This is a genomic window from Priestia sp. HNGD-A6 (genome assembly GCF_045784335.1).
Taxonomy (GTDB): domain Bacteria; phylum Bacillota; class Bacilli; order Bacillales; family Bacillaceae_H; genus Priestia; species Priestia zanthoxyli.
Genome location: NZ_CP138621.1, coordinates 242,337 through 265,841, shown reverse-complemented (window position 1 = coordinate 265,841; position 23,505 = coordinate 242,337). Strand labels below are relative to the sequence as shown.

Here is a 23,505-nt window from a genome sequence, read left to right as displayed (position 1 = left end):
AGTAAATAGAAATAAAATGTTTATTTACTTAAGGTCCTAATATAAATAATAAAACTCTATTGGGAGACTACATTTATGAAAACAAAGATTATACCAGTGATTATTTCATCCATCTGCGGTAGTTTAGCTTTTTCAATTTTATTCCTGGAAGGCAGATATATAGATTTTACTGATTTTATTGACCAATTCGTGACTGGATTGATCCTTATTCCATTTGTTATAGTATTTGGCCTTCCATTTTCTATAATGATTGACACGATTATAAGAGATACAAAGAAGTATAAAGCTTTATTTGAATTCCTACTGTACGTCCTTTCTGGAGTTGTAGGGACTTCAATCATTTTATTAATATTTTCGCTAAGTGATGGTATAAGCATTTTCCTAGAATTTAAACCATTTCTTATTCTTGCCCTAAGTTGCTCAGTCCCCTTTGGAATCAGCTCAATTATATTGAAATATGTATTTAAAACGGTTCCCTCTCACTAAAAACAGTTTGTATGCGCTATACACCTTTAGTTACCATAACGTAGCTTATAGGAACTTATTTACATATCAGTTATAATTATACTTAAAATACACTTTAAGTATTGAAGGAGAATATATAATGGATATTGAAGTAGGGTTTCTTTCCAAAAGCTACATAGGTGATATTCCCTCATGGGGTGGTTTGTTTCCCTTCGGAATAGATGGCGATGCACCTTACATTGTAGAGTATGAAGGTCATGATGTAGACATAGAAACCTTTATTAATAAATGGATGAAAGAATTAAACAGTTTTCCGATATATGCACTTTTTACATATATAAGCTACGATGCAGAAGAAATAGGTAATGTATTTTCATCTGCTAATATTGAATATGTAAAACTAAAAGTAGACAGAGAGACTTTTATTAAAGCTAAAATTGAAGATTATACACACTTTAAAGTCGTTATGCCTTTTTTATATAGCCAAGGAAGTATGAATTGCTTTGCTGCTTGGTCTCTTTCGGAAGATTTATTTAGCTTTGAAAAACGGGATATGAAAACCTTATTTGGGAGAAAAAAGGTTCAAATGCCTATTGTTACATTACGAAAAGATTGCACAGTGTTTTGGATTTTTTACGATGGTGCATCTGTTGTTTCCCTATCTAATGACGATTTATTTTCTTCAACTAATTCAATTATTAGCTCCTTTCCCCAAAATATTAAAGGGGCTGAGGTGGAATATGAAGATTGATTCTTATATCTTATAAGCTTTACAAATCTAATTACCATAATCCATACTCTAGGAAGTTTATTAAAATAAAAAGAGCAAACCCATATTTTTATGAGTTTGCTCTTTGTCATTAACATAGAAATATAAAAATAAGCTCTATTAACCTGCTGCAATAATTTTAAATCTTTTTGTAGGTGAATGTATATCGTCAGTATCTTCATCCGTTCCAAGCCATTTTTTCGAACCACTTTCGTAATATCTCCAATTAGCTGTACGTCCATGACCTTGTTGCCAGATACGAGTTAAATCTCCTTCATTATCACGTTGGAAGGTCCAAACAGTTGCATTATCTTTTGTATCAAGATAAATCCATTCCTTACCTGATTTTGTTAGATAATTATAGTTATCCCAATGAGAACCAGTCATTCGAATTTTATATGATCCAAAATCGTCCACAGGTTCAAATTTTAATGCTGTTCCTGCTCCTTCAACTTCTCGAACATAATCGTAACTTGCATAAACTTCGTAAGATAACCCTTTTCCAGAATGTACATCAACAAGATGATATGTTTTGTTTGGATCTAAACTCATTTTTTCTCACTCTCTTCCCTTTGGAATAATTTGATTTAAAACTACAAAAAATAACAAAATATGATATTTTTTCTAGATAATTAGTTTACAACACATTTTCATATTTTAAAAATGTATGTTATATACATTTTTAAAATATGAAAATGTATGTTATATACATTTTTAAAATATGAAACATTTTTATCGGAAATTATTATTCTTCCATCGTCTCCTCTAAATTTCAGCTTGATACTTAGGAGTGGTAATTCTATAATATAAGTTATTAAAATAACTAAAAGCTGTAAAAGTCTGTTTACAGCAGGTGGATTTTTCGTTTAAATTGATTCTTTTACTTTTCGCCACCCATCTCCTATAGGAGATGGGTGGCTTTATTGTATTTTATGGAGGATTTTATAATGAAGATTTTCAACTATGCCTTACTTGTTTTTCTAGGGGGGTGCTCTTATGGATTCGTATCAACGTTTGTTAAATTGGGGTACAGTAAGGGATTTAGACTAAGTGAAGTGACAGGAAGTCAATACTTCTTTGGTGCTATCATGTTGTGGATTATTGCAATCTTTGTTCCAAAGAAACGTTTGAAATGTAAACAATGGCTTACTTTGACCATAGGAGGCATACCGATGGGGCTAACAGGTATTTTTTATAATCAAGCACTTGATTATATTAATGCCTCATTTGCTATCATTCTTCTATTGCAATTTACATGGATAAGTATGGTTTTGCAATATGTCTTTACAAAAGAAGCACCAAGTCGAAAAAGCTTAATGTCAACGATAATTATTCTTTTCGGCTCTGTCCTAGCTTCTGGATTATTGCAAACAGGAATCATTTTTTCTTTGGCTGGAATTGGCTGGGGGATACTTGCTGCTATTTCCTTTTCTTTTTTTATTTTGATAAGTGGAAACACCAATATACCTGTGCACCCTATTTATAAAAGCGCTATTATGACAACCGGAGCGTCATTACTTATCTTTATTTGTTTACCACCAGTATTTCTTATAAATGGTGAGCTTACAGGTGGGCTATTTATGTACGGTCTTCTTACTGGACTATTCGGTTCACTTGTTCCACCTCTTTTATTTAATATCGGCATGCCTAAAGTAGGCGGAAGCTTAGGAACGATTCTAAGTGCATCAGAGTTACCAACGGCCGTAATTCTGTCTACACTTGTTCTCCACGAAACCGTCACCTTCCTTCAATGGATTGGTGTAATTGTCATTCTAAGTGGAATTGCTTATCCAAATGTTCAGAGTCATAAGACCACTCGTATAATAAAGAAAAACGTATAACATTGATACTTACTATTTCTATAATTTAAAAATTACGCTTCCAAGCATCGTCTAAAAATAGTCACGTTCATATCAGTAAACGCTCCTCAGCAGGAACCAGGAGCATTTGCTGTTTTTATTTATAAAACGAATAAGGCAGACCAACATGAGCAAGCTATTCGAGATGTTTTAGGGCATCTACTCGTAGAACTCACTTAAATAAAATCAGAAAAAAAGATTATCTTCCTATTCAGAAGGTAGTCTTTTTTCTTTATTCTATGTAATAAGATATTGCGAATTTGCTCTGTGAAAATGGCATACATGCTGTGACACTTGAACAAGCTACTTAAGACGCTTTGTACGCCCTGAGGCATCCAATATGGCGAATACTGTATAACATCCAAAAACAGAAAAAACGCTTCTTCCCCGATGGTAGTTTTCTGTTTTATGAGTATATACCCTATAGGATTGTAGTTAACATAAAACATTTTACCGGAACAAATTGAATTATTAGATTAAGAGTATCCAAATACTCCATTTTAGTGTAAAATTACACTAAAATGGAGTATTTATTTTGATCATAAAGAGGAGTCAATGTAATGAAAAAGATAGTAATTATAATCTTATTTTTAGCACTTGGAATAGCTGGTTTTTCTGGTTATATAAATTACAAAAAACATTCTGCTAAAGCAGCAGTAGAAAATTATCTGGTAAACGAGAAGCATATAAGTGAAGATAATATTGAAAAAATAAGTCCCTTTATGGGGAATCTCCAGGGTGATAAAAATTGGTTGGTTTATGTGAAAATTAAAGGTGACAAAAAGAAATATTACTATTACAAAAACGCTAAAAACAATAAGGTTATTCTGGAATCCTATATTTTGAATGGAAAAGAATACGGTAAATGAAAAAGATTCTGTACTAAATACACATGTCTTTATTTCAATAAGTTGTAACCTGATACCAATACAGTTCACATAATGTACCTTACCAGTAGCAAAAAAGAGCTTGGATCAATTGATCCAAGCTCTTTACCAGTTATACCAAATAAAAATTCCGACTATTATTAAAGGCACACAAGCCATTAAAATTCCATAAAGCGAGAACTCAAATTTCTCTGGGTTCCCCATATAAGACCTCATCCCTGCTCTATCTAGGCTAGGCTTTTCAATTTCTGATTCCTTTTTCTCTTTATCAGACATACTAATCCACTCCTCCATCAGGCAATAACATTACTATTAATTACTATTTTATCAGAAAATGGATTTAATTGACGTTATATACTATATTCATTTCTAGTTACCATAATCCAGATTACCAGCACCAAAAAAGGCTCTGAAAAGAGCCTTTTTTAGTAATTAGGTATGTCTTCAAAGGTCATAATCCCTTCAACTTCACATCTCAATTTGTAAAACGCTAAGATTAATGGATGAACACTGGAACTGTATCTCAAATTTTTTAACTTTCTCTTACCTAGCCTTTTATCCAACAGTGCAAAGGCTTTGATAATAACACTCTCAGAATTTAAAGCATTGTCAATGGATAGTTGAGGATACTCAATAAATGCATCATAAACTAGATCGACATTAAAGATACCTTTATCCTCTAGAATCACTGCAGTGTAGTCTGAATCGTTCGTCTTGCCAATAAACTGTGGAAAACATTCATATAAACAGTCGGGAAAAGGTTTCTCAGTCTTCTTTCTTATTTCCGCCCAAAGTTTATCATGTTCCATTAAATAATTTGCTGAAGACGCATTGAAGACTTCCTTTTTATTTAGAGTAATCCATATACGCTTTTGCTCACCAAGAGAAACATTATATTGCGTCAAATGGATACTTAATCTGTGTTTTAATTTATCGCAAATTAAACTCTCTATATTTCCTTTTACTTTTGTCCATTTCATAGTATTATCTTACTCCCGTTTTTTGTTTAAAACTAAATATTACAATTGAGATCGTAGAAATACATTATACAAAACATTCTTATTTTAAATGATATTTTTCCTGTATACTCTATACAAAGATAGTTTACATAAACACTCTTTCCGGAACACATCACAAAAAGAACCCCTTGGCGCACAAGGGCTCGTTTGCTTTTTAATTTTATCGCTTATGCAGCTTTTTATACATCGTTGATCTCACAAGGTTTCTCTTGAAGACGGAGGTAAGAGACATGTATAAAAAGCGAACGTTTTATTCATATGCTCGTACAGAAAAATATAGTCCGTAAGGTAAAAAATGTGTTATTATATGTCTGCACATGCATTTTATAGTAAAAAGCCACCTGTCCTGCAAATAATGGGTGGCTTTTTATTTTGTTAACTAATTTAGTATCCAAGGAACGTAACATATAAATACCATTTCTTCTAATTCTGGTCGTGCAGTAGCTTCTTCATGAAAAAAATAACCATGTTTATATATTAAACCTATCCTTTTCTCGCTTAAAAAATTAAGTATTCCACCTGCTTCTTTATTTCTCCAAAGATGTGATTCCTCATTTTTTAAATAATCAACTATTAAATTTTTAGAAATGTCTTCTTCAGAAAATAAAATAACTGTATCTAAACTTTTGTTAAACAGATCAAGAGTGAATTGTTCATCATCATACTTAGTTAAGTTCTTATAACAATATTTAATCGTTCGAATCTCTTCCGACACAAAAGGTGTGTAATCCTTTTCGTCCTTTACATAAGAATAGTCTAACTCTTTAAATCCATTCTTTTGAAGGTTTCTTTCATATAATAGTTTTTGTATTTTACTCTGGCCCTCAACAGCCTGCAGAATATAAAAAAAGTAACCATTATTACTCAAAAACGAGAATAGCCTATTTTTTTCAATTAGATATCTATTTACTAACCGCATTGCTTCAATGCTATTATCAAATTTATAGTCCCACTTATAAGCCCCTACTTTTGATGCAGGTTCATACTTAGCTAAAAACCGTTTGTTATTTACATTCATCTCTACCTTTTCCTTTGTAACCTTTATATTCTGCCATGTAAATAGACTAAATTACAGGTTTATTCCCTTTAAATCAAACTATGTGATTATTTAAATTCAAAATATATCTCATTAGCTATATTATCTTTACCTTCTTGAACAATCTGGACAATAAAATCTTTAAGAGTATCGTAGCTTTCTATTACTTTTTTTGTTTTACAATCAACTTCCACTACATTTTCATCCTTATTCATTACATAATAAGTATTTTTCACCAAAGAATCTGCAAAAATGAAATGTTCTTTAGGCGTACGCTTTCTCAAATGTATCCCTTGAATATCCTCTACATCAACAGTAGAACGTACTTGTTCTTCAATAGTCAAGCCTTTATAACTTTCAAGTTCTTTTCCACCCATTCTTAATAAATCAAATAAGTAACAACCATTGTAGAAAGAAAGAAATTCTTTATATGCTGAAGGAAAGCTAATTCCTACCCTTGACTCAAACTCTTTTACCTCTTCCCTTGTCAAACTAGGGTGTAGATACGTATGCCATCTATGTTCGAGTTTCCCATACATTACTGTTTTTGTTCGTAATTTCTTATTATCATCTTGGTATATATTTTTTATTTCTTCTTCTAGAAACTCATACATTGTCATCACCTCTGTAACATAATTTTAAATCTTTCAAGGTGAACATGATATACAAAATTAGTTAACATAATACCTCTTCTGGTACACCTCAACAAGCCCTTGTGTAACAAGGGCTTGTTGAGGTGTTAAATTTATCGTTCGTACAGCGAATCCATGTCACTTTAGAATAAAGCTTGATCATGTTTAAATATACCTCATTAAAACGACATGCTATCTAATCTAAAGAACTTATTCCATATTAAGACTCATTTTCTAATAGCTTTTCTTTAATATCTCCAACATATGCTCTAACATCACTATCAGAGTCACGTTCAAACCTACTCATTAATTGCTGAAGGATCTCACTTTCGCATACATCCATAAAGAAATTCCAAACTAAGTTAGCTACTTCAATCCTCACATTCTCATCAAAATGGCTACTAAGATTCAAGAACTTGTCTCCTAACCACTTAATGTCTATTGGATTCTCTGAAAAATCTACGATTTCTTGTGTTATATAACTTAATGCGCCTTTTAATTGATCAATATCATTAGTTAGCATTAATCTCTCTAGATCTGTTTTGGTATAATCCCATTCCAAATTATCATTTAGTTCTTCTTCATTACTAAAAGCATCTTCAATATATAATCCACTTAAAAACAAGTCAAAAGAATTAGCTATCTTAATTATTTGATTTATTTCATTATCGATATATACAATAGGTGGATTACTTCTTACGTGCCGATAATCGAATGCAAGCCAAGTATGACCTTCGCCACTAAAGAGTATGAACCCTTGAGGAATTCCCCATTCTTTTAAGTAATATGGAGTTTTAAGAATGCCATTTTCTTTACTAATCCCCATGATAAAATCTACATTTACGTGTGTTTCAGCCCAAGAAGTAGCAATAGGACATGGATGAGAATTGCAGTTAATTTCTCCTCCATTTTGTAATCTAAGCAAATCAAGATACTCTTTTGGTAAAGACACATTAAAAAATAATTCTGCTTGTTTAATATCTTGTTCTGTAAGAGAGTTTAATCTGTATGTATCTTCAGCAGTTTCTTTCCAAAATTTCATTTCGTCGTCTCCAAATACTTTTAATATTTACTTGCTTTAATAAGTCCCTAAAATCATAAAATTAACCATAGGCACAAAACAAGCTTATAGGATTATACATTCTACAAGCTCTGGACGTTAATACAACATAATTTCTACCTAATCAGATACTAAAGTTGATTTCTATTAGGTAGCAGCATGTAGCTAAAATATTCTTGAAAAACACCCGTCCCTTTAAGCATATTCTTAACAGTGGTAAAATGCTTTTCTACTGCGTTACTATAAGCCGGATTTCTGGATGGAGTTCGTCCGGAAAGGTAAATAAGCTCTATAAATGGATCTTCTTTGTTCAAATTGAAGGATTTATTAATCAGTGAGTCACCGAACTCTTTCGTTTTATCATAATCTTCTCCAAAGTATTCTGGAAACAACTCAATCATAAAACCAAAAACAGCATTAAAAAATGCATCTTCTTTAAAATGGATGATTCCATAATGATAAAGTTCCTGCAGCAATTCTTCATAGTCATCATAATCACTTTCTTGTACTTTACTCGTGTTTTCTACGCCCCATTCTACAACTAAATACCAACACAAAAAGCTAAGTTTGAGAAAAACCTTTAAGTCCTGGGGATTTTCTTTCCAATTATGATATAACTTATTCCTTGCTGCGTTCCAATTAGATTCTTTTTCTAACTGATCGGTATCTTTCAGTTCCCAGTTTTTCATAGATTACCTCCAATTTTCTTTTAGTCTCCTAATATAGATATTTTTTGGATTTCATGATTACTTAATATTTTTATTAATTTGCTCAATGCCGGATGATAATCTCCAGGGATAAATATTTTTATGTTCTCTAAATCCTTTATAAATTGATCAATTTCGTCTCGATCAAATTCTACGTTAGTCAAATAGTAATCTCTAATTTTTCTTAAATACAAATAACTTCTCCAATTATTATTTGTGTGAAACAGAGCATCATGTAATGACCCCTCAATTTCTTTAAAATCAAGAAACCGATCTTCTTTACCGTACATCTCAATATCAAGTCCCATGTGCTTACCTCGCTTTCTGATTAATTTATCCAACTAAAGTAATTATATCGCTTTATAGATAAGTATCCTCTAATTAAATTTAATAAGGACATCCACGATAAAAAAGACCTTAAACTTTAAAAGAGTAGCTGTTGGTAAACAGCTACTCTCTTTGGTACTTTATATCCAGGCCAATCAAGGTTCTCCCATGTAGCCACAAAAAAGCTTTTATAAGAATCTTAGTACTAACTAACTGACCAAAGGGACTTTTTAAAAAGCCCATGATAACAAGACATTAAAATTTCTAAAGCTCCGAAGTGCTGAAATTTGCATCGAATGATCTAGTATACACAAAATCAAACTTGATTTTCTCAGAGAGCGTTTCTCTGCGTATTAAATGCAGGTATCTAATTTTTTTCTTACTTTATACAATACCTTTAAAGAGACAAATTTATTAATGAGCATCCAGACATCTATGCAACTATTTTTTAATAAAACCATTTTTAAATAAAGCGTACCATTCTTCTAACTCTTTCCCTTTTAAAACATCCAATTTACTTAGAATGTCTCTTGAAAATTCTAGTGCACCACTACCGTTAGCTGTAATTAGGCAACCATCACTAACAGATTGTGCTTCTATATAGTTTTTGTCACCTCGATAATTAGGGGCTCCTTCTTTTAAATAAGGTAATGAATTTCCTGTATGTTTATTTTGATCAAGAAACCCGTAATTACCTAAAAAGGTAGTTGCATCACAAATCGCTGCAACAGGAATATTACGTTCAAAACAAAAACTCACAAGTTTCTTTATCTGATGATTTTTCTCTTCTCTCCATCCAGTTCCTCCAGGAATAATTAACATAAAAAATTCTAATTTAGAAGAAAAGTCTTGTAAGCTGTAATCTGGAAGAACAGTCAATCCCCCCATTGAAACTTTAGGATTTTTGTCAATTGCAATTGTTTGAACTTGGAATCCTGCTTCCGGTTTATTTAATTCAGCTGTCACATAACTGGCTTCCCAATCAGCAAAACCATCTGTAATAAAGACCAACACTTTCTTCATGTATATTTCCTCCCTAATTCTTGATTAGAAATATAACCAAGTACATTATCAATCTTCTGTTTAAATTTACCACATTCTAGATATTCCATAAATTAGAGAATTATAACGTTCATAAAAGTATACTTTTGCGAACTTTTGATTTATATAGACAATCTATCATTTTCACCGTTCGTTTAAGTTTTGAAATATTATACGAACGCTCTCTAAAACACATAAAACTTTGCGAACGTTCTTGTTAGGAAAAAATGATGGATTCAAATCGAATCTTGATAGTGTGTTAGAACAAATAGCTTAAAAATAGTAGGATTCTACATCAAACTTTTAATATAAGTTTTGAAAAAGAAATGTGGCCAGCTTGAGATGAAAAATAATTGATTATAGTCATATCTAAAAAAACGCACCTTATTTAATTAATAGTATCTTCTCTCATTATTTCTTTATATTGAAAGAGCTTTATTTACATACGGTGTTTTACACCCTTAATCATGTGAAAACCCATAAGTACAAAAAAACTGGACCTAGATTTAAAATAATCGAAGGTGCAGTTTTTATTAAACATTGTAATTTAATCTTCCTTATTCAATTCCCCAATAGAAAATTGAGTCCATTCCATACTCATCTTCACTGATGAAAATGCCAAATTTCTCATCAACATTTATGAGTATGAACCAGAAATAAGCTCCAGAATTATTAGCTTCTGTATAATATAATACACTTTCTAAGCTTTCATAAAAATCTTTTAATTCAATTGTTAAATTAGGCAATTGTTCATGTTTTCTACCATTATAAATTACAATTTTTTGATTGAGATAACCCTTTATTTTGTTTTGAAATTCTTCTAATTCAACTTTTATTCTTTGTTCATCATGTTTGAAGAATGCCTTAATTTTAAGCTTCGACGAATAAATAAACTCTAGTTTGTCCAGGTAAACTTTTTCGTTATTTATCTCAAACGATGAAATATCTGGAATGCTTTTTTTGAAATCTTCTTCAGCTCTTTTTAAGTAGTTTTTTCTCTTTAATTCAGCTATTTTTTCTTTTCTTAAATAGTTATCTATTGTTCTTCCCTCGCTTTTTGTATCCTGAACGATTTTCTGGGTAATGGGTGCTTCTTTAATCATATCTACCTTTTTTATAAGGATTTAACCCATCTACCACGTGAAAATACGGACCTCTTCCATTTGCATTCCAGTACAGTAAAAAATCCGCGGATATAATCCACGGATTTTTTTACAGCCCTTTTTCCAAACAGTTAACTTGATTATGATGCAGCGGCTTAGTGGCGTACTGGGTAAAACCAAGGCGTTCCCAAAACAGCTTGGCTCTAGGATTTTGAGACAGAACCCCAAGACGTAGAACGGAAATTCCCTCTTCTTTTAGCTTGTCTTCAAACGCTAGATACGCTTGCGTTCCGAAACTGAAATTGTGATAGGCGCTATGAATAATAAAAGCTCCAATCCACGGATGATCATCGTTAGGATTTTGCTTCATGTAATCAATAACCCCTACGTATGTATCGTCGGCTTTTATAAAATAACTGTCTGTTTTTTCATTCATGTATTCTTTAAAAAGTTCTTCTTCCCTCCGCTCTTTCTTGCCGTTTTCTAACACGTTATAAGCTTCGTTTGAATTGATAATCTCTGACACAATATACATCGTGTCAGCTGTAACGGGTTCAAATGAAATCATATGTCTTCCCTTCTTTCTCTGTAAAGTAGCTGTATATCGTTGCTTTGTCAATTTTACCATTTTTCATTCGCGGAAAGGACGTTAAAACTCTCCATACGCGCGGGATTTTATAAGGGGATACTCGTTTTGACAGTGCTTGTCTCACATCAGAAAGAGAAATGTTCTCTAAGACAATTGCTGCACCTACGACTTCTGAACGTTCAGCATCTACTATGCTAAAGACAGCTGCTTCGCTAACGCCCGGTATTTGTAGTAGCAGCTCTTCAATTTCTTCAGCATATACTAAGCTTCCGCTGCTTTTGATTACATTTTTGTCTCTTCCTACGATGGTAATGTTTCCGTCTGGAAGCTGAACCGCAATATCATGCGATGTAACATATCCGTTAAAAAATGAGCGGTTCGTTTCTTCGCTGTCATTAACAAACCCTTCAAATGCTTGAGTTGTTTTCACAAACAGTATTCCTTTGTCTCCTTTTTCTACTTCTTTTCCACGTTCGTTCAGGATTAAAACGTCTACACTGTCAACAGGATAGCCTACTGTATGAGGCAGCGTTTCAGCGGTATCTGGTGAAAGTACCGTAACAAATCCCATTTCAGAAGATCCGTAATATTCATAAAGAGAGGAGTTAGAAAACGCTCGTGAAAATTTCTTTCGAACGGAAGGCGATAATTTATTTCCTACTGAAATCACGGTTTTTGGCAAAAGTCGTTTTTCTTTCGGTCTGCTTTGTACATAACGAAGCAAAGGAGAAATTAACGCGGGTGTAATAGACATACAGCTAGCTTCCTTGTTAAAAACAGCAGAAGGTGTAAACGCTTCTAGCATGATAGCATGCATGCCGCTGCAAAGCGCATGCAAAACCGGATAAAGCTGGGCGGAATACGAAATATGTAAGGGGATAAGTACTTTTTCATGTTTCTGTAAAGAAAATACGTCCGACCATTCTTGAAATGATGAAGACCAAGAATAATGCGATTTTACAAATCCTTTCGGTCTCCCTGTTGACCCAGAGGTAAATCCAAATAAAAATAGATCGGACAGTGCATTCACTTGCCGTATAGGCAGGATTGGTTTTTCTTTTGTTATGTTAGTTAAAGAAGACGTTTTCCATAGCCAATTCGGGGATTGAATAGAAAAATAGGTATCTACTTCAGCATCTGTTAGCTCATTATGTAAAAGCAGCACAATTCCACCGGCTTTTAAAATCGCTAAAAATGACACAACAGCTTCTGCATTGTTTGGCATGCTTAACGCAACGAGCTCTCCTTTTTCCATCCCTTTTTCTTTCAGCCGTTTTTCGGCTTTACATACACGATTCCACATTTGACCGTAGCTTAACTTATTAACAGAATCCGATAGTGCGAGTCTGTCCGGCGTTTGTTGACACTGATTAAAAACTAGTTCTTCAATTCGATTCATTACTCCGTAAGCTCCTTTTTATTTTACTTTTAGTGTACCGTAAATACGGGTTTGAGAAAAGAAAAATGTAAACTTTAATAAAAATTAAGTTGACTAATTTAAGTTTAATAAGATACGATAGTCATGTTTTATCCTACATAGCGGAGGTTTACGATGAAAACAAAAGATATGACGTACGTTGCTTTATTCACGGCTATAATGGGAGCACTAGGACTCGTCCCTCCTATTTTTTTATCTTTTACACCTGTTCCAATTACTCTTCAGCCTATGGGTGTTATGCTGTCGGGAGGAATTCTTGGCGCTAGATTAGGAGCTTTAAGTCAATTTCTTTTTTTATGTTTGCTAGCAGCTGGCGTTCCTTTACTTGCTGGAGGACGCGGAGGAATTGGGGTATTTTTGAGTCCGAGTGCTGGATATATCATTGGCTATGTGTTTGCCGCTTTCTTTATTGGCTGGACGTTAACAAAGTTAAAAAATGTAACGGTTGCAAAAGTTTTTGCTGTCAATGTGTTATTTGGGATTGTGTTAGTCTATGCCTGTGGTATTCCTGTGCAGGCAATGCAGCTTCACATTCCGTTTCTGAAGTCCCTTCAGCTAAGCTTTGTTTACCTTCCAGGTGACTGTATAAAAGCAGCGGTCGCGGCTTATTTAATTACAAAAGTTCGAAAAGCAGTAGCGGTACCTGGCCGTTCGAACACGGCTTCTATGTAAGGAAGTGATGACTTATCTATCAAGCAGCAATTGTAAAAGCGAAGCGTACGGTCATTGGAAAAGAAAAAGGTCTACTGAAAGATTTTCATGTTCAAGAGCTAGCAGCTCCTTTATTAAAACAGCTTAGCGCTGGAATTGAACATGAAATTGATGACGTTATTTTAGGAAATGTTGTAGGTCCAGGAGGAAATGTAGCCAGGTTATCCGCTTTAGAAGCGGACCTCCCTTTTTCTATCCCGGGAATGACCATTGATCGTCAGTGCGGAGCTGGCTTAGAGGCGATTCGAATGGCCAGCTATTTGATAAAAGCAGGTGCAGGAACGTGCTATTTAGCTGGAGGCGTTGAAAGTACAAGTACTTCTCCTTTTGAAAAACGAGCACGTTTTTCTCCTGATAAAATTGGTGACCCTGACATGGGAATTGCAGCAGAAAACGTAGCTCAGCGATACAATATATCTAAAGATCAGCAGGACAGATATGCTCTTTTAAGTCATAAAAGAAGCTGGGAGGCTTTTGAAAAAAGATGGTTTGAAGAAGAAACGCTTCCTCTTCCAAACGTGATGCACGATGAAGCATTTATGAAAAAACGAAACCTAACGAAGCTTCTTCAAAAAGCCAGCCCCATCTTTTTAAAAAATGAAGGCACCGTCACCGCAGCCAACAGCTGTGGAATTAACGACGGAGCCTGCATTGCGCTTGTGATGGAAGAGCAAAAAGCACGCGCTTTAGGCTTTCAGCCCGTTTTGCGTTTTATTGACGCTGATATTTCAGGAGTGTCACCTCTTTACCCTGCTATTGCACCAGTTTCTGCGATTAAAAATATCTTGAAGCGAAATTCTCTTACGGTAGATGATATTGATTTATTTGAAATCAATGAAGCATTTGCTGTTAAAGTTGTCGCTTGCATGCAAGAACTGGGAATATCAGAAGAAAAAGTGAATATTCGCGGAGGAGCGTTGACCCTAGGACACCCTTACGGAGCATCAGGAGCTATTTTAGCTACGCGTCTTTTTTATGAGAGCAAGCGCCGTGACGTGCGATATGTCATAGCAGCTTTAGGAAGCGGAGGCGGAATAGGAACAGCGGTATTATTTGAAGTAATCAAATAATACCGCTGTTTTTATGCCTTTTTTATTACATTATGTTGCATCAAATATTGCTCAATATCTTTAAATGTCTCAACCGGAACAAATGAAACGTTTTGTTCGCGCAGTAAATCTTGCAAAGAATCTTTCGCAAAGGTAACATCTGCATGTTTTGCGGGATGTGAATCCGGTTCGCTGTCTCCAGCAAAATAAATCGTTTCGTATGTCTCTTTTAGTTCTTGAATAACAGCCGATTTATCGATGCCGTAGCGTTCTGAATGCCATCTGTGAGCAGGGTCTAGACGCAAGTGAACATTGTTTTGATGGAAATATCCTTCATTCGAATAAACTTCCACTTTTTCAACACCGTATTTATCTAAAATCGGTTTAATATAGTACGTTGTTCCAGCGCTTAAAATATAAAAATCCCCGCCGTTTTTCTGGACAGCTTTAATAAAAGCGGGCACGTATTTATCAATTGGAATATTCGCTACTTCTTCTAAAATTTTCGGTTCTTCTTGGTGAATGGATTGAAAAACAGTAGATAAAAAATCAATATCTTTCATTTCCCCTGCTTTCCACCGATGGAAAAGTTCTTCACCTTCTGGAAAATACTTTTCAATCACAATCCAGTAAAAATCTTTTTTTGAAATGGTTCCATCAAAATCTGATACAAACGCCCATTTTTTCATTCCTCACACATCCTTTGCTACATACTAAGCAGTTCTCGAAGCTCTTCTTCTGTCAAACTAGAAAGCATTGTTTCTCCCGGCTGAATAACCTGTTCAATGAGTTCTTTTTTCTTTTGCTGTAAGCCGTAAATTTTTTCTTCGATGGTTCCTTGAGAAATAAGCTTGATCACCTGTACAACATTTTTTTGGCCAATGCGGTGTGCACGGCCTGCGGCTTGTTCTTCAATCGCCGGGTTCCACCATAAGTCATATAAAATAACCGTATCGGCTCCCGTTAAATTTAAACCCGTGCCTCCGGCTTTTAATGAAATTAAGAAAATGTCTTGTTCTCCATTATTAAACCGATCCGCCATTTCCACTCGTTCTTTTGATGGCGTTTGACCGTCTAAATAAAAGTATGAGAGATTTTCTTTTTGAAGCTCTTCTCGAATAATATGAAGCATGCTTGTAAACTGAGAAAAGATTAACAAGCGTTTTCCGTTGGCAACCGCATTTCTTGTAATCTCAAGCAGCTGCTCTAATTTGCTTGAATACCCTTCGTAATTTTCAACGAATAAAGACGGATGACAGCAAATCTGGCGAAGTCTTGTTAATCCCGCCAAGATCTTCATTCGGTTTTTATTAAAATCTTCACCGGCTAAAGATGATTTTAACTGCTCTAAATAGCCTACATACAACTCTTTTTGTTCTTTAGTTAGCTCAGATAAATGAGTGGTTTCAATTTTATCAGGCAGTTCTTTTAACACATCTTTTTTTACTCGTCGCAGTAAAAATGGTCTTACAATTCGGCTGACCTGCTCCGATGACATGTTTTTAAACTGGCGAAGCCCTGGAAATAAGCCAGGAAGAATGGTCTGGAAAATTGACCAAAGCTCATCAAGTGAGTTTTCAATAGGAGTACCGCTAAGCGCAAAACGTTTTTTAGCTGAAATAGTCCTAACAGCTACTGCTGTCTTCGTTGTATGATTTTTAATACTTTGAGCCTCATCTAGAATTAAAGCATGAAAATGAAGATGCTGATACAAATCGATATCTTGACGCAGCGTTGGGTAAGATGTAATCCATACGTCAGCTGTGCGTTTTAGCTTCTCCTCACGCTCGCTCGGCGTTCCTGTAATGGTTTGAACCGTTAAATTCGGTGCAAATCTCTCCAATTCGTTGCGCCAGTTATAAATCAAGGAAGCCGGCACAACAATTAAAAAGGCATTGCTGTCTTCATCAAGCTCTTTTTCAGATAAGATATAGGCAATGCTTTGAAGCGTTTTTCCAAGCCCCATATCATCAGCCAGTACGCCTCCTAAAGAGTAGTGAGACAGAGATTTAAACCACTTAAATCCATTACGCTGATAATCACGCAGGGATGCCTGTAAGGATTCCGGTACTTCCCAATCCATTTCCTCTGGAGATTTGAGCTGTGTAAGTAATGTTTTAAATGCTGAGCCAAACTTAGCCGCTGATTTATCACCTGCACTCATAATTTCTTCCACTTGCATTCCTCTGTATAAAGGTACTTGCAATGAGTTATCCTTTAAATCTTTTTCCGTTACGTTCAGCTCCCGAAACAGATTTTGAATATGTTCAAAGCCCTCATTTTCAAGAGGGATAAACGCACCGTTATCTAGACGATGATAGCTTTTCTTTTCTAAGACAGATTTTAAAACATCTTGAACGGTCTGATGATCAATGTCTCCTAAATCAAAATTAATTTCTAATAGCCCATTGCTATTTTGAATGTCAACCGTTGTTACTGGCGCAGAAAAATCCGTATAAGCATAATCTTTCATCTCATCCGTAATATACACATCCGCTATTTCATCAAGCTTTGGAACAATATGAAACAAAAATTCATATAGAGAGTATTCGTCTTGATTTAAGTACAGCTGGTTTTTATAAATATTTAAAGGAGCCGTTTCAATTAAGTCCATAACGCGGTCTTCTTTTTCTAAATCTCGTATCAAGATTTTATCGTGTTTTTCAGACTGGAGTGAAAATGGATTAATCGAAATCTCTCCGTAGTTGTACCGAAGCGTCACAAACAGCTGTTCATCCTCACGGTCAATAAATACTTTTGCTTTTAGTTCAGGTGCAATAATTTGATGGGATACTTCTTTTGCGATATCCACTTTCCCCACTTTTTTCAGTCCCGGAACGACGTGAGATAAAAAATTGCCCATCTGCTCTTCTGCTATAGGTACGACTGGCTTCAAAGGAGCCGTTTTCCGAAGGCCTTCAAGAAGCATACGCTGATCTTGAGATAGCTCATAAAACGTCCCTTTTAAAAATAGCCAACCGTATCGATCAAAAAATGAAGCTTGATGAAGTTCCGTAAAGTCTAGCTCAAATCCAGCTGCCGAGTGCTTATTTATTTGAAATGAAAAAGGAGCTGAACTTTCAGCAAAGATAATATTTTCATATGAATGCCCTTCATGAATAAATGTAAAGTTCCGATCTTTAAGGAGTTGAAATAACTCTTTGGCTACGATAGATGGAATGATTAGTTCTCTGTTATTTGCGGACGAACGATACATAGAATAGGAATTTTTATAAAATGATTCATTCGTCATAATATCCATCAGCATCTCAATGATTTTCTTATCTTCTTCTATAAAAAAATGTTCTGCAGGATCATATTCGAAGCGCTTGGTAAATTCGTGAGTTTGGAATTCTTTAGCGTCTGTTAAGAATTCTTGAATGTTTTTTACTACATACGTCCGATCGACGCCTACTTTCATTTCAAGCGCTACGTACATTCCTTCTGAACGTAAAAATTCTTCTGAGTAAGACTTGCAAATAAATTCTACTTTCAACGGATCTTTATCTGCATATTTCTTATGGTCGCTTATGGTTTGCTGATAGCTCGAAAATAAGTCGATAAAATGATTTACATTTTCGTATTCTTTGCTTTGGCGAAAAGGCTTTGTTTTAATTGGCTGCGGCTTTGCGCGCTCATCGCAAATGGTTAATAAAACAGCTACTTCGTGTTTGCATTCTGAAAACTCGTGATAAGCAGGACAATCGCAGAATGAATAAAAAGAATTTCCTTTTTGTTCAACCATTACTGTATACATTTCCGCTCCTCGAACGGATGCTGTCCACGTAGTGGTCTGTTCATTGTATTCCAAATCAAGCACACGCCCCTGCTTGTAATACGTGTGTCCTCTATAGTACGTTCTGCTTGAGTACGAATCTTTTAATTGTTCTTTGTTTAATGTTTTATTTATCATCGCTTCACAATCTTCCAATCGCATAACAGTCAATGCTGTTGCTGTTTAATTTCTATTCAGAACAAATAATGTCCAACGTCATAAACGTTGAACATTATTTGTCAATTCTTCTATTATAACATGCAACAGACATTATAAAACACTCTTAAGCAGTGCAGACTGTTTTCGTTGTTTTCTTTTGTAGAGTGTCCAGCCTGCCACAGCGGATGATAATAAAAGCAGGCTAAGTCCTAAAAAAGCCAGTCCTATACGATCATTAGCCGTAACGTACGTAAAGAAGAAAATCAATAAAATACGAATCCCTAATGTGATAAAGCGAAAACAGCTGTCGACTCTTCCCACGATAATATTCGGTATTTTTTGCATCATAAACGTATTTCGAGCTACTCTTGTACCTGCATTTGCAAAAGCAAGAAGAAACACAATAGAAAAGTAAACGGGCAGAAGCTTCATAAAGAAGATGATCGATATTCCAAGTGCAAAAAGGCTTATATTCAGCATAATAGCTAGCTCAGTGCCTGTTCTTCTCATAATAGATACGATCAATATCCCTGCGGTTAATGCTCCGAAACCATATACAGCACTTTCAATCCCGTATGCTGCTGGACTTGCGTTTAATTCTTGAGTCAGATAAATAGGAAACAAATAGTTCGTCATCATCACAGCAATGAAAGGCATAAAAGAAAGCAGTAAAAAAAGAGATACCGAGCGATTTTCTTTTATGAATGCTAATCCCTCTTTCATCGCAGTGTGTTTTTTATCGCTTCGTTCACTGCTTTGTTTATATGGAATACTCAATAGAAAAAGGAATGCAGCTATGTACGTAGCTGCATCTACTGTTAAAATCCATTGAAGCGACCAACGGGTAATGACTAGACTCGCTGCAGCCCCTGCAAGCATACTCGATAGCTGGCCTTGTATTTCCATAATACTGTTTAATGATTGAAACACATCTTTTGAAAAAACTTCTTGATTTAATGCAAAAATCGTTGGATAAAAAAACGTGTAGTAAAGGTTTCCGGTTCCGTACAAAATGATGTAGTGAATGGTTGAATAGTCTGTCATAAAACCAACGATAACAAATAGCATGACCGTGATAAAACCTATCAATTCTACGGTTAACAACATTTTCTTTCGTGACATTCGATCAATAAGAACACCTATATACGGAGTAGCCACAAAGCTAATCACCGTCATAATCAGCATAATCGTGCCAAATAGTTTATTTCCATCTGGAGATGCAACTAACAGTAAAGGAATGGCAAGCATCGTAATACCGGAACCAATAGAGGATAAAACATTCGCAGCAACTACGGCTTGAAAGCGACGGTCCTTATAAAGCGCCTTCATCAAACATTTTGCTTAGCTTCTAAAATTTGCTTAGACACTTGTGTATACAGAGTCAGCTCATTAACTAATTCATGAATTCCGTCAGCGGCGTTTTTTCGTAAAGTTCCTTTTTCCACGATGTCTGCAGGGTCTAATACCAACTGCTTAGATAGAACATTCGCATACAAAGCGCGTGTAACGGTTCTAAGGTTGTTTAAAGCATTGATACCTCCTTTTCCTCCTCCTGATACGGCTACAAGTGCGACGGGCTTATGTGCAAAATACGCACTGTTTAAAAAGTCAAACGCGTTTTTTAATGCTCCGCTCATAGCGCCGTGGTACTCAGGCGTCGCAAGTAAGATACCATCCGCTTTTTCTATTGCTTCAGTCAGCACTTTCACTTCTTCTATTTCATACTGATGAGGTTCACCGGTGAATATAGGAAGTGATAATTGACTTAAATCTAGAAAAGAACTTTGATAGCTTTTGTGAAGTTCTCTCGTTACTTGTGTTGTTCGGCCTGTTTCTCTAGGACTTCCGTTAATAATAAGTATATTCATATTTATCTACCCCTCTGTCGTTTGGTTATATGTATAGTATAGGGATGATTGAACTTTTTTCCGTCATGCTATTGATAGAAAGAAAGCTACCAATATAGACTGAGGTGAACAGAGAAAAACCTACAACTAAAGTCGTAGGTTAGGAAATTCCATGCTGAACAGCATATAGAGCAGCTTGCGTGCGGTCTTGAACCCCAAGCTTCGATAAAATATTAGACACATGTGTTTTTACTGTTTTTTCTGTAATATGTAAGGCAGCACCAATTTCTTTGTTGCTTTTGCCTTTTGCAATTTCTTTTAATACGTCTTTTTCTCGTTTTGTTAAGTGATCAATAAAATTGACTTTCTTTTCGCTGCTTTTGGTTAACCGTGTTAGCAAGTGCGTAGTGACTTTGGGATGAAGCTGATTTTCTCCGTTCATTAGCTTTCGAATAGCCGCTACAAGTTCATCTGGATCGCTTTCTTTTAGCTGATAGCCTGAAGCTCCTGCTTCTAATGCCGGTATCACGTGATCTTGATCTGAAAAGCTTGTTAGAATCATGACTTGTATATGCGGTGCTTGTTTTTTTAGTTCTTTTGTTGCTTCGATTCCATCGAGAACCGGCATCGATAAATCCATTAACACAATATGAGGCTCTAGAGATGTCGCTAACTTTATAGCTTCTTCCCCGTTAGAAGCTTCTCCTACAACTTCTAAATCAGGCTGCGTTTGTAAGAAAAAGACAAGTCCTTTTCGGACAACGTGGTGATCATCTGCAATTAAAATCTTTATTTTCATGTGCGCTCCTTTCCGTTATGAAAGAGGAATAGATACTTCCACAATCGTTCCGTTTCCTATGCTGCTTGTAACAGATAGTTTTCCATTTAATCTTTTTATTCGCTCCTGCATGGTTTTTAGCCCAAGCGTCGGCAATTCTGCTGAAGGGCTATACATAAACCCATTGCCGCTATCCCGGACTTTCATAATTACTTGGTCTTTGCTTATATTTACGTTTAGATGTACCTCTGCCGTACCCGCATGCTTTCGGCAATTATTAAAAGCTTCTTGTCCGACTCTCCACAGTGTCTCTTCAATCACAGCAGGCAAAACGGACACTCCTTTAATTTGTTCTTTTACGTTAAGCCCTAGCATTTGACCATAGCTTTTTAACGCACTGACAATGCCGTTTTCTAATCCTTGAGGACGAAGTTGCCAAATTAAAGCTTTCATTTCCACTTGAGCATGCTGAGCGGTTTCTTGGATTAAGGAAAAAGTCTCTTTTAACTGCACATCTTTTGCTAAGCTGCTTCCGGCTTTGGCTGTGACATTAATTGAAAACAACAGCTGATTAACAGAATCGTGAAGGTCTTTTGCCAGCCTGTTTCTTTCTTCAATAAGTTTTACTTCCTGCTGAGATTGAGTCAGCTTAATCCGCTTGATAGCCGTGCCAATTTGAAGAGCGACGGATCCTAATAAATCAAGCTCTCGCTGTTCAAAATGAATTTTATGAGGGGCAGCTACATTTAATAATCCAAAGCGTTCATCCCCTGCTTGTAAAGGAACCGTTGCATGATGAGTAATGTCATGTGTATCTCCCCACTCATGAATGACGGAATCTTCAAGTCTCTTACACTCCATAATATTAGACGCTTTTTGAAGCCGGCCATCCATATACCGGTCAACACACCAGCAGCTTCCATTACACATAGGCTGAGCGGTTTTATTTAATAAAGCTGGCGGTAAATGCTGAGCGGCAATCATCTCATGCTTTCCATTTTCATCAATAAAAAAGATCCATCCTGTTTGTAAATCTGTGATTTGCAGCAGTTTTAAAAGCGCATCATGAAGCATGGTATGTAAATTAGTGCCTTCATTTAAAATCTCGGAAATGTCTTTTAAAATCTTCAGCTCTGAAATATGATCTTTTTCCATAGCCTCTCTCCTATATTATATGATGTATTTTCCATTTTTTATTTTATCACAATTAAAGCTGCTTCCGACTCACAGAACGTTATTTTTAAAGCATTTCCGCTTAGATATGTAAGACCTTTTAACATCAATAATAAAATTTTCAAAAAGTATGTCAGGTAGTTTAACAATTAGCTAGAGTCTTTACGTAAAACGAACTATACTACAGATAATTCAAGTAAGAACAGAAAAAATGAAGGGAAATGAGAAGAAAAAAATATTAAAATTAATCCATTGAAAACGCTTCCAAATATGAAGGCATAGTGCTATTATATAATTATTAACAGAATAGGGATGTGAGAAAGATGAATAAATTATTTTTAGAAGAGTTACGATACATTATCTTGTGTGAAGTGCCTATGACAAAGTACCGAGTAGAGCAGCTTCAAGACAAATTTGATCAAAGCCCATACTTAATTAATGAACTTTATCAACTCCTATTCGAAAAGCGTCACATTTTAGCTTTTGTTGATGATATTGAATCATCCCTGTATGACTATATTGTGAATAAAGAAATGATGGATGCTAAAACGTATTACGGAGCTATTGCACATGCAGCAAATCTTTTCGGCGAAACGCCTACATATATAAAATGCAAAATAAAAAAATATAGACAGTCTTCGATTTCAAGTATCAGTGCCTAAAAGTTGTGCACAGCTGATTCAAATAAAAAGCAAAAAAGAAATCCTAGCACAAGGGTTTCTTTTTTGTACCACTAACATATAGGGAGGAAAATAAGATGAAGACATTTTTTATCACAAATCGCTATTCGTTTCTTGAAACGCAAGTAAATGAATACATGCAATCGTTACTGGTAAAAACGCCTGAGCAAGTTATTTTATATTTCGAAAGACAAATTCGAAAGTATAAAGTGTATTTACAGAAAAAACATCATTACCCAGAGTGTATGGTTCAATCTATCCACCGATTAATTGAAGAATATTCATTAAGTATCATTAAAGTAAAAAAATATATTAGCTATCAAAACAAGCTGATGAATAAACAGCTATTAGAGCCGCAGTAAAACGAATCATTTTTTATGGTTCGTTTTACTGCGGCTCTG

The 23,505-nt window shown here is 35.0% G+C and carries 26 protein-coding genes; 8 read left to right on the top strand and 18 right to left on the bottom strand.

Going from position 1 to position 23,505, the window contains the following annotated elements:
- Window positions 1–75 precede the first annotated feature (75 nt).
- Both SCI76_RS01415 and SCI76_RS01410 read left to right on the top strand, forming a co-directional pair.
- Entirely contained in the window at window positions 76–486 is a 411-nt protein-coding gene (locus SCI76_RS01415; protein WP_048019287.1) for a hypothetical protein, read from the top strand.
- A gap of 118 nt (window positions 487–604) precedes the next feature.
- Complete coding sequence (locus tag SCI76_RS01410) at window positions 605–1,216, top strand: hypothetical protein (protein ID WP_048019286.1); 612 nt, start codon at window positions 605–607, stop codon at window positions 1,214–1,216.
- Window positions 1,217–1,354: 138 nt separating this feature from the next.
- On the opposite strand, the gene SCI76_RS01405 is transcribed toward SCI76_RS01410, so the two are convergent.
- Window positions 1,355–1,786, bottom strand: a complete 432-nt coding sequence (locus SCI76_RS01405; protein WP_048019285.1) for a hypothetical protein — start codon at window positions 1,784–1,786, stop codon at window positions 1,355–1,357.
- A gap of 395 nt (window positions 1,787–2,181) precedes the next feature.
- Here SCI76_RS01405 and SCI76_RS01400 point away from each other — a divergent pair, with 395 nt between their 5' ends.
- Complete coding sequence (locus SCI76_RS01400; protein WP_048019284.1) at window positions 2,182–3,075, top strand: DMT family transporter; 894 nt, start codon at window positions 2,182–2,184, stop codon at window positions 3,073–3,075.
- Between the two features lie 578 nt (window positions 3,076–3,653).
- Window positions 3,654–3,962, top strand: a complete 309-nt coding sequence (locus tag SCI76_RS01395; protein ID WP_048019283.1) for a DUF3139 domain-containing protein — start codon at window positions 3,654–3,656, stop codon at window positions 3,960–3,962.
- Between the two features lie 123 nt (window positions 3,963–4,085).
- Here SCI76_RS01395 and SCI76_RS01390 read toward each other — a convergent pair whose 3' ends face one another.
- From SCI76_RS01390 to SCI76_RS01340, 11 genes are all read right to left on the bottom strand, one after another.
- Window positions 4,086–4,256 carry a hypothetical protein gene (locus SCI76_RS01390; protein WP_155404454.1) on the bottom strand — a complete coding sequence of 57 codons (171 nt, stop codon included), beginning with the start codon at window positions 4,254–4,256 and terminating at the stop codon, window positions 4,086–4,088.
- A 149-nt stretch (window positions 4,257–4,405) separates the two neighbouring features.
- Entirely contained in the window at window positions 4,406–4,960 is a 555-nt protein-coding gene (locus SCI76_RS01385; RefSeq protein ID WP_048019282.1) for a hypothetical protein, read from the bottom strand.
- Between the two features lie 418 nt (window positions 4,961–5,378).
- Window positions 5,379–6,017 (bottom strand): hypothetical protein, encoded by a 639-nt coding sequence (locus tag SCI76_RS01380; protein ID WP_255901079.1) that lies wholly within the window; start codon window positions 6,015–6,017, stop codon window positions 5,379–5,381.
- An 86-nt stretch (window positions 6,018–6,103) separates the two neighbouring features.
- Window positions 6,104–6,649 (bottom strand): SMI1/KNR4 family protein, encoded by a 546-nt coding sequence (locus tag SCI76_RS01375; protein WP_048019280.1) that lies wholly within the window; start codon window positions 6,647–6,649, stop codon window positions 6,104–6,106.
- A gap of 238 nt (window positions 6,650–6,887) precedes the next feature.
- Window positions 6,888–7,709, bottom strand: a complete 822-nt coding sequence (locus SCI76_RS01370) for an SMI1/KNR4 family protein (RefSeq protein ID WP_048019279.1) — start codon at window positions 7,707–7,709, stop codon at window positions 6,888–6,890.
- Window positions 7,710–7,858: 149 nt separating this feature from the next.
- A complete protein-coding gene (locus SCI76_RS01365) occupies window positions 7,859–8,416 on the bottom strand; it encodes a hypothetical protein (protein ID WP_048019278.1) in 558 nt (185 codons plus the stop codon).
- Between the two features lie 20 nt (window positions 8,417–8,436).
- Complete coding sequence (locus SCI76_RS01360; RefSeq protein WP_048019277.1) at window positions 8,437–8,742, bottom strand: hypothetical protein; 306 nt, start codon at window positions 8,740–8,742, stop codon at window positions 8,437–8,439.
- A 460-nt stretch (window positions 8,743–9,202) separates the two neighbouring features.
- Window positions 9,203–9,784: a type 1 glutamine amidotransferase family protein gene (locus SCI76_RS01355; protein WP_048019276.1), complete on the bottom strand. Its 582-nt coding sequence runs from the start codon at window positions 9,782–9,784 to the stop codon at window positions 9,203–9,205.
- A 575-nt stretch (window positions 9,785–10,359) separates the two neighbouring features.
- On the bottom strand, window positions 10,360–10,905 hold the full coding sequence (locus tag SCI76_RS01350) for a hypothetical protein (RefSeq protein WP_063247923.1): 546 nt from the start codon (window positions 10,903–10,905) through the stop codon (window positions 10,360–10,362).
- Between the two features lie 109 nt (window positions 10,906–11,014).
- Window positions 11,015–11,473 carry a GNAT family N-acetyltransferase gene (locus SCI76_RS01345; RefSeq protein ID WP_048019274.1) on the bottom strand — a complete coding sequence of 153 codons (459 nt, stop codon included), beginning with the start codon at window positions 11,471–11,473 and terminating at the stop codon, window positions 11,015–11,017.
- Window positions 11,460–12,893, bottom strand: coding sequence for a class I adenylate-forming enzyme family protein (locus SCI76_RS01340; RefSeq protein WP_243494693.1), 1,434 nt, complete (start codon window positions 12,891–12,893; stop codon window positions 11,460–11,462). The genes SCI76_RS01345 and SCI76_RS01340 overlap by 14 nt, the downstream gene beginning before the upstream one ends.
- Window positions 12,894–13,046: 153 nt before the next feature.
- On the opposite strand from SCI76_RS01340, the gene SCI76_RS01335 reads away from it, so the two are divergent.
- The gene (locus SCI76_RS01335; protein WP_048019272.1) at window positions 13,047–13,604 is read left to right on the top strand and encodes a biotin transporter BioY; all 558 of its coding nucleotides are present in this window, start codon (window positions 13,047–13,049) and stop codon (window positions 13,602–13,604) included.
- A 14-nt stretch (window positions 13,605–13,618) separates the two neighbouring features.
- Entirely contained in the window at window positions 13,619–14,713 is a 1,095-nt protein-coding gene (locus tag SCI76_RS01330; protein ID WP_048019271.1) for an acetyl-CoA C-acyltransferase, read from the top strand.
- A gap of 11 nt (window positions 14,714–14,724) precedes the next feature.
- On the opposite strand, the gene SCI76_RS01325 is transcribed toward SCI76_RS01330, so the two are convergent.
- From SCI76_RS01325 to SCI76_RS01300, 6 genes are all read right to left on the bottom strand, one after another.
- On the bottom strand, window positions 14,725–15,381 hold the full coding sequence (locus SCI76_RS01325; protein ID WP_048019270.1) for an MtnX-like HAD-IB family phosphatase: 657 nt from the start codon (window positions 15,379–15,381) through the stop codon (window positions 14,725–14,727).
- 17 nt (window positions 15,382–15,398) lie between these two features.
- A complete protein-coding gene (locus SCI76_RS01320) occupies window positions 15,399–18,605 on the bottom strand; it encodes a DEAD/DEAH box helicase (RefSeq protein ID WP_048019269.1) in 3,207 nt (1,068 codons plus the stop codon).
- 132 nt (window positions 18,606–18,737) lie between these two features.
- Entirely contained in the window at window positions 18,738–19,955 is a 1,218-nt protein-coding gene (locus SCI76_RS01315; RefSeq protein WP_407544932.1) for an MFS transporter, read from the bottom strand.
- Complete coding sequence (locus SCI76_RS01310; protein WP_048019267.1) at window positions 19,955–20,494, bottom strand: NADPH-dependent FMN reductase; 540 nt, start codon at window positions 20,492–20,494, stop codon at window positions 19,955–19,957. Before SCI76_RS01310 ends, SCI76_RS01315 begins: the two co-directional genes overlap by 1 nt.
- A gap of 139 nt (window positions 20,495–20,633) precedes the next feature.
- A complete protein-coding gene (locus tag SCI76_RS01305) occupies window positions 20,634–21,272 on the bottom strand; it encodes a response regulator transcription factor (RefSeq protein WP_033579092.1) in 639 nt (212 codons plus the stop codon).
- 15 nt (window positions 21,273–21,287) lie between these two features.
- A complete protein-coding gene (locus tag SCI76_RS01300; protein ID WP_063247919.1) occupies window positions 21,288–22,406 on the bottom strand; it encodes a GAF domain-containing sensor histidine kinase in 1,119 nt (372 codons plus the stop codon).
- Between the two features lie 341 nt (window positions 22,407–22,747).
- Here SCI76_RS01300 and SCI76_RS01295 point away from each other — a divergent pair, with 341 nt between their 5' ends.
- Window positions 22,748–23,086: a hypothetical protein gene (locus tag SCI76_RS01295; RefSeq protein WP_033579093.1), complete on the top strand. Its 339-nt coding sequence runs from the start codon at window positions 22,748–22,750 to the stop codon at window positions 23,084–23,086.
- A 95-nt stretch (window positions 23,087–23,181) separates the two neighbouring features.
- Complete coding sequence (locus SCI76_RS01290; RefSeq protein ID WP_028408390.1) at window positions 23,182–23,466, top strand: hypothetical protein; 285 nt, start codon at window positions 23,182–23,184, stop codon at window positions 23,464–23,466.
- The last annotated feature ends 39 nt before the right edge of the window (window positions 23,467–23,505 follow it).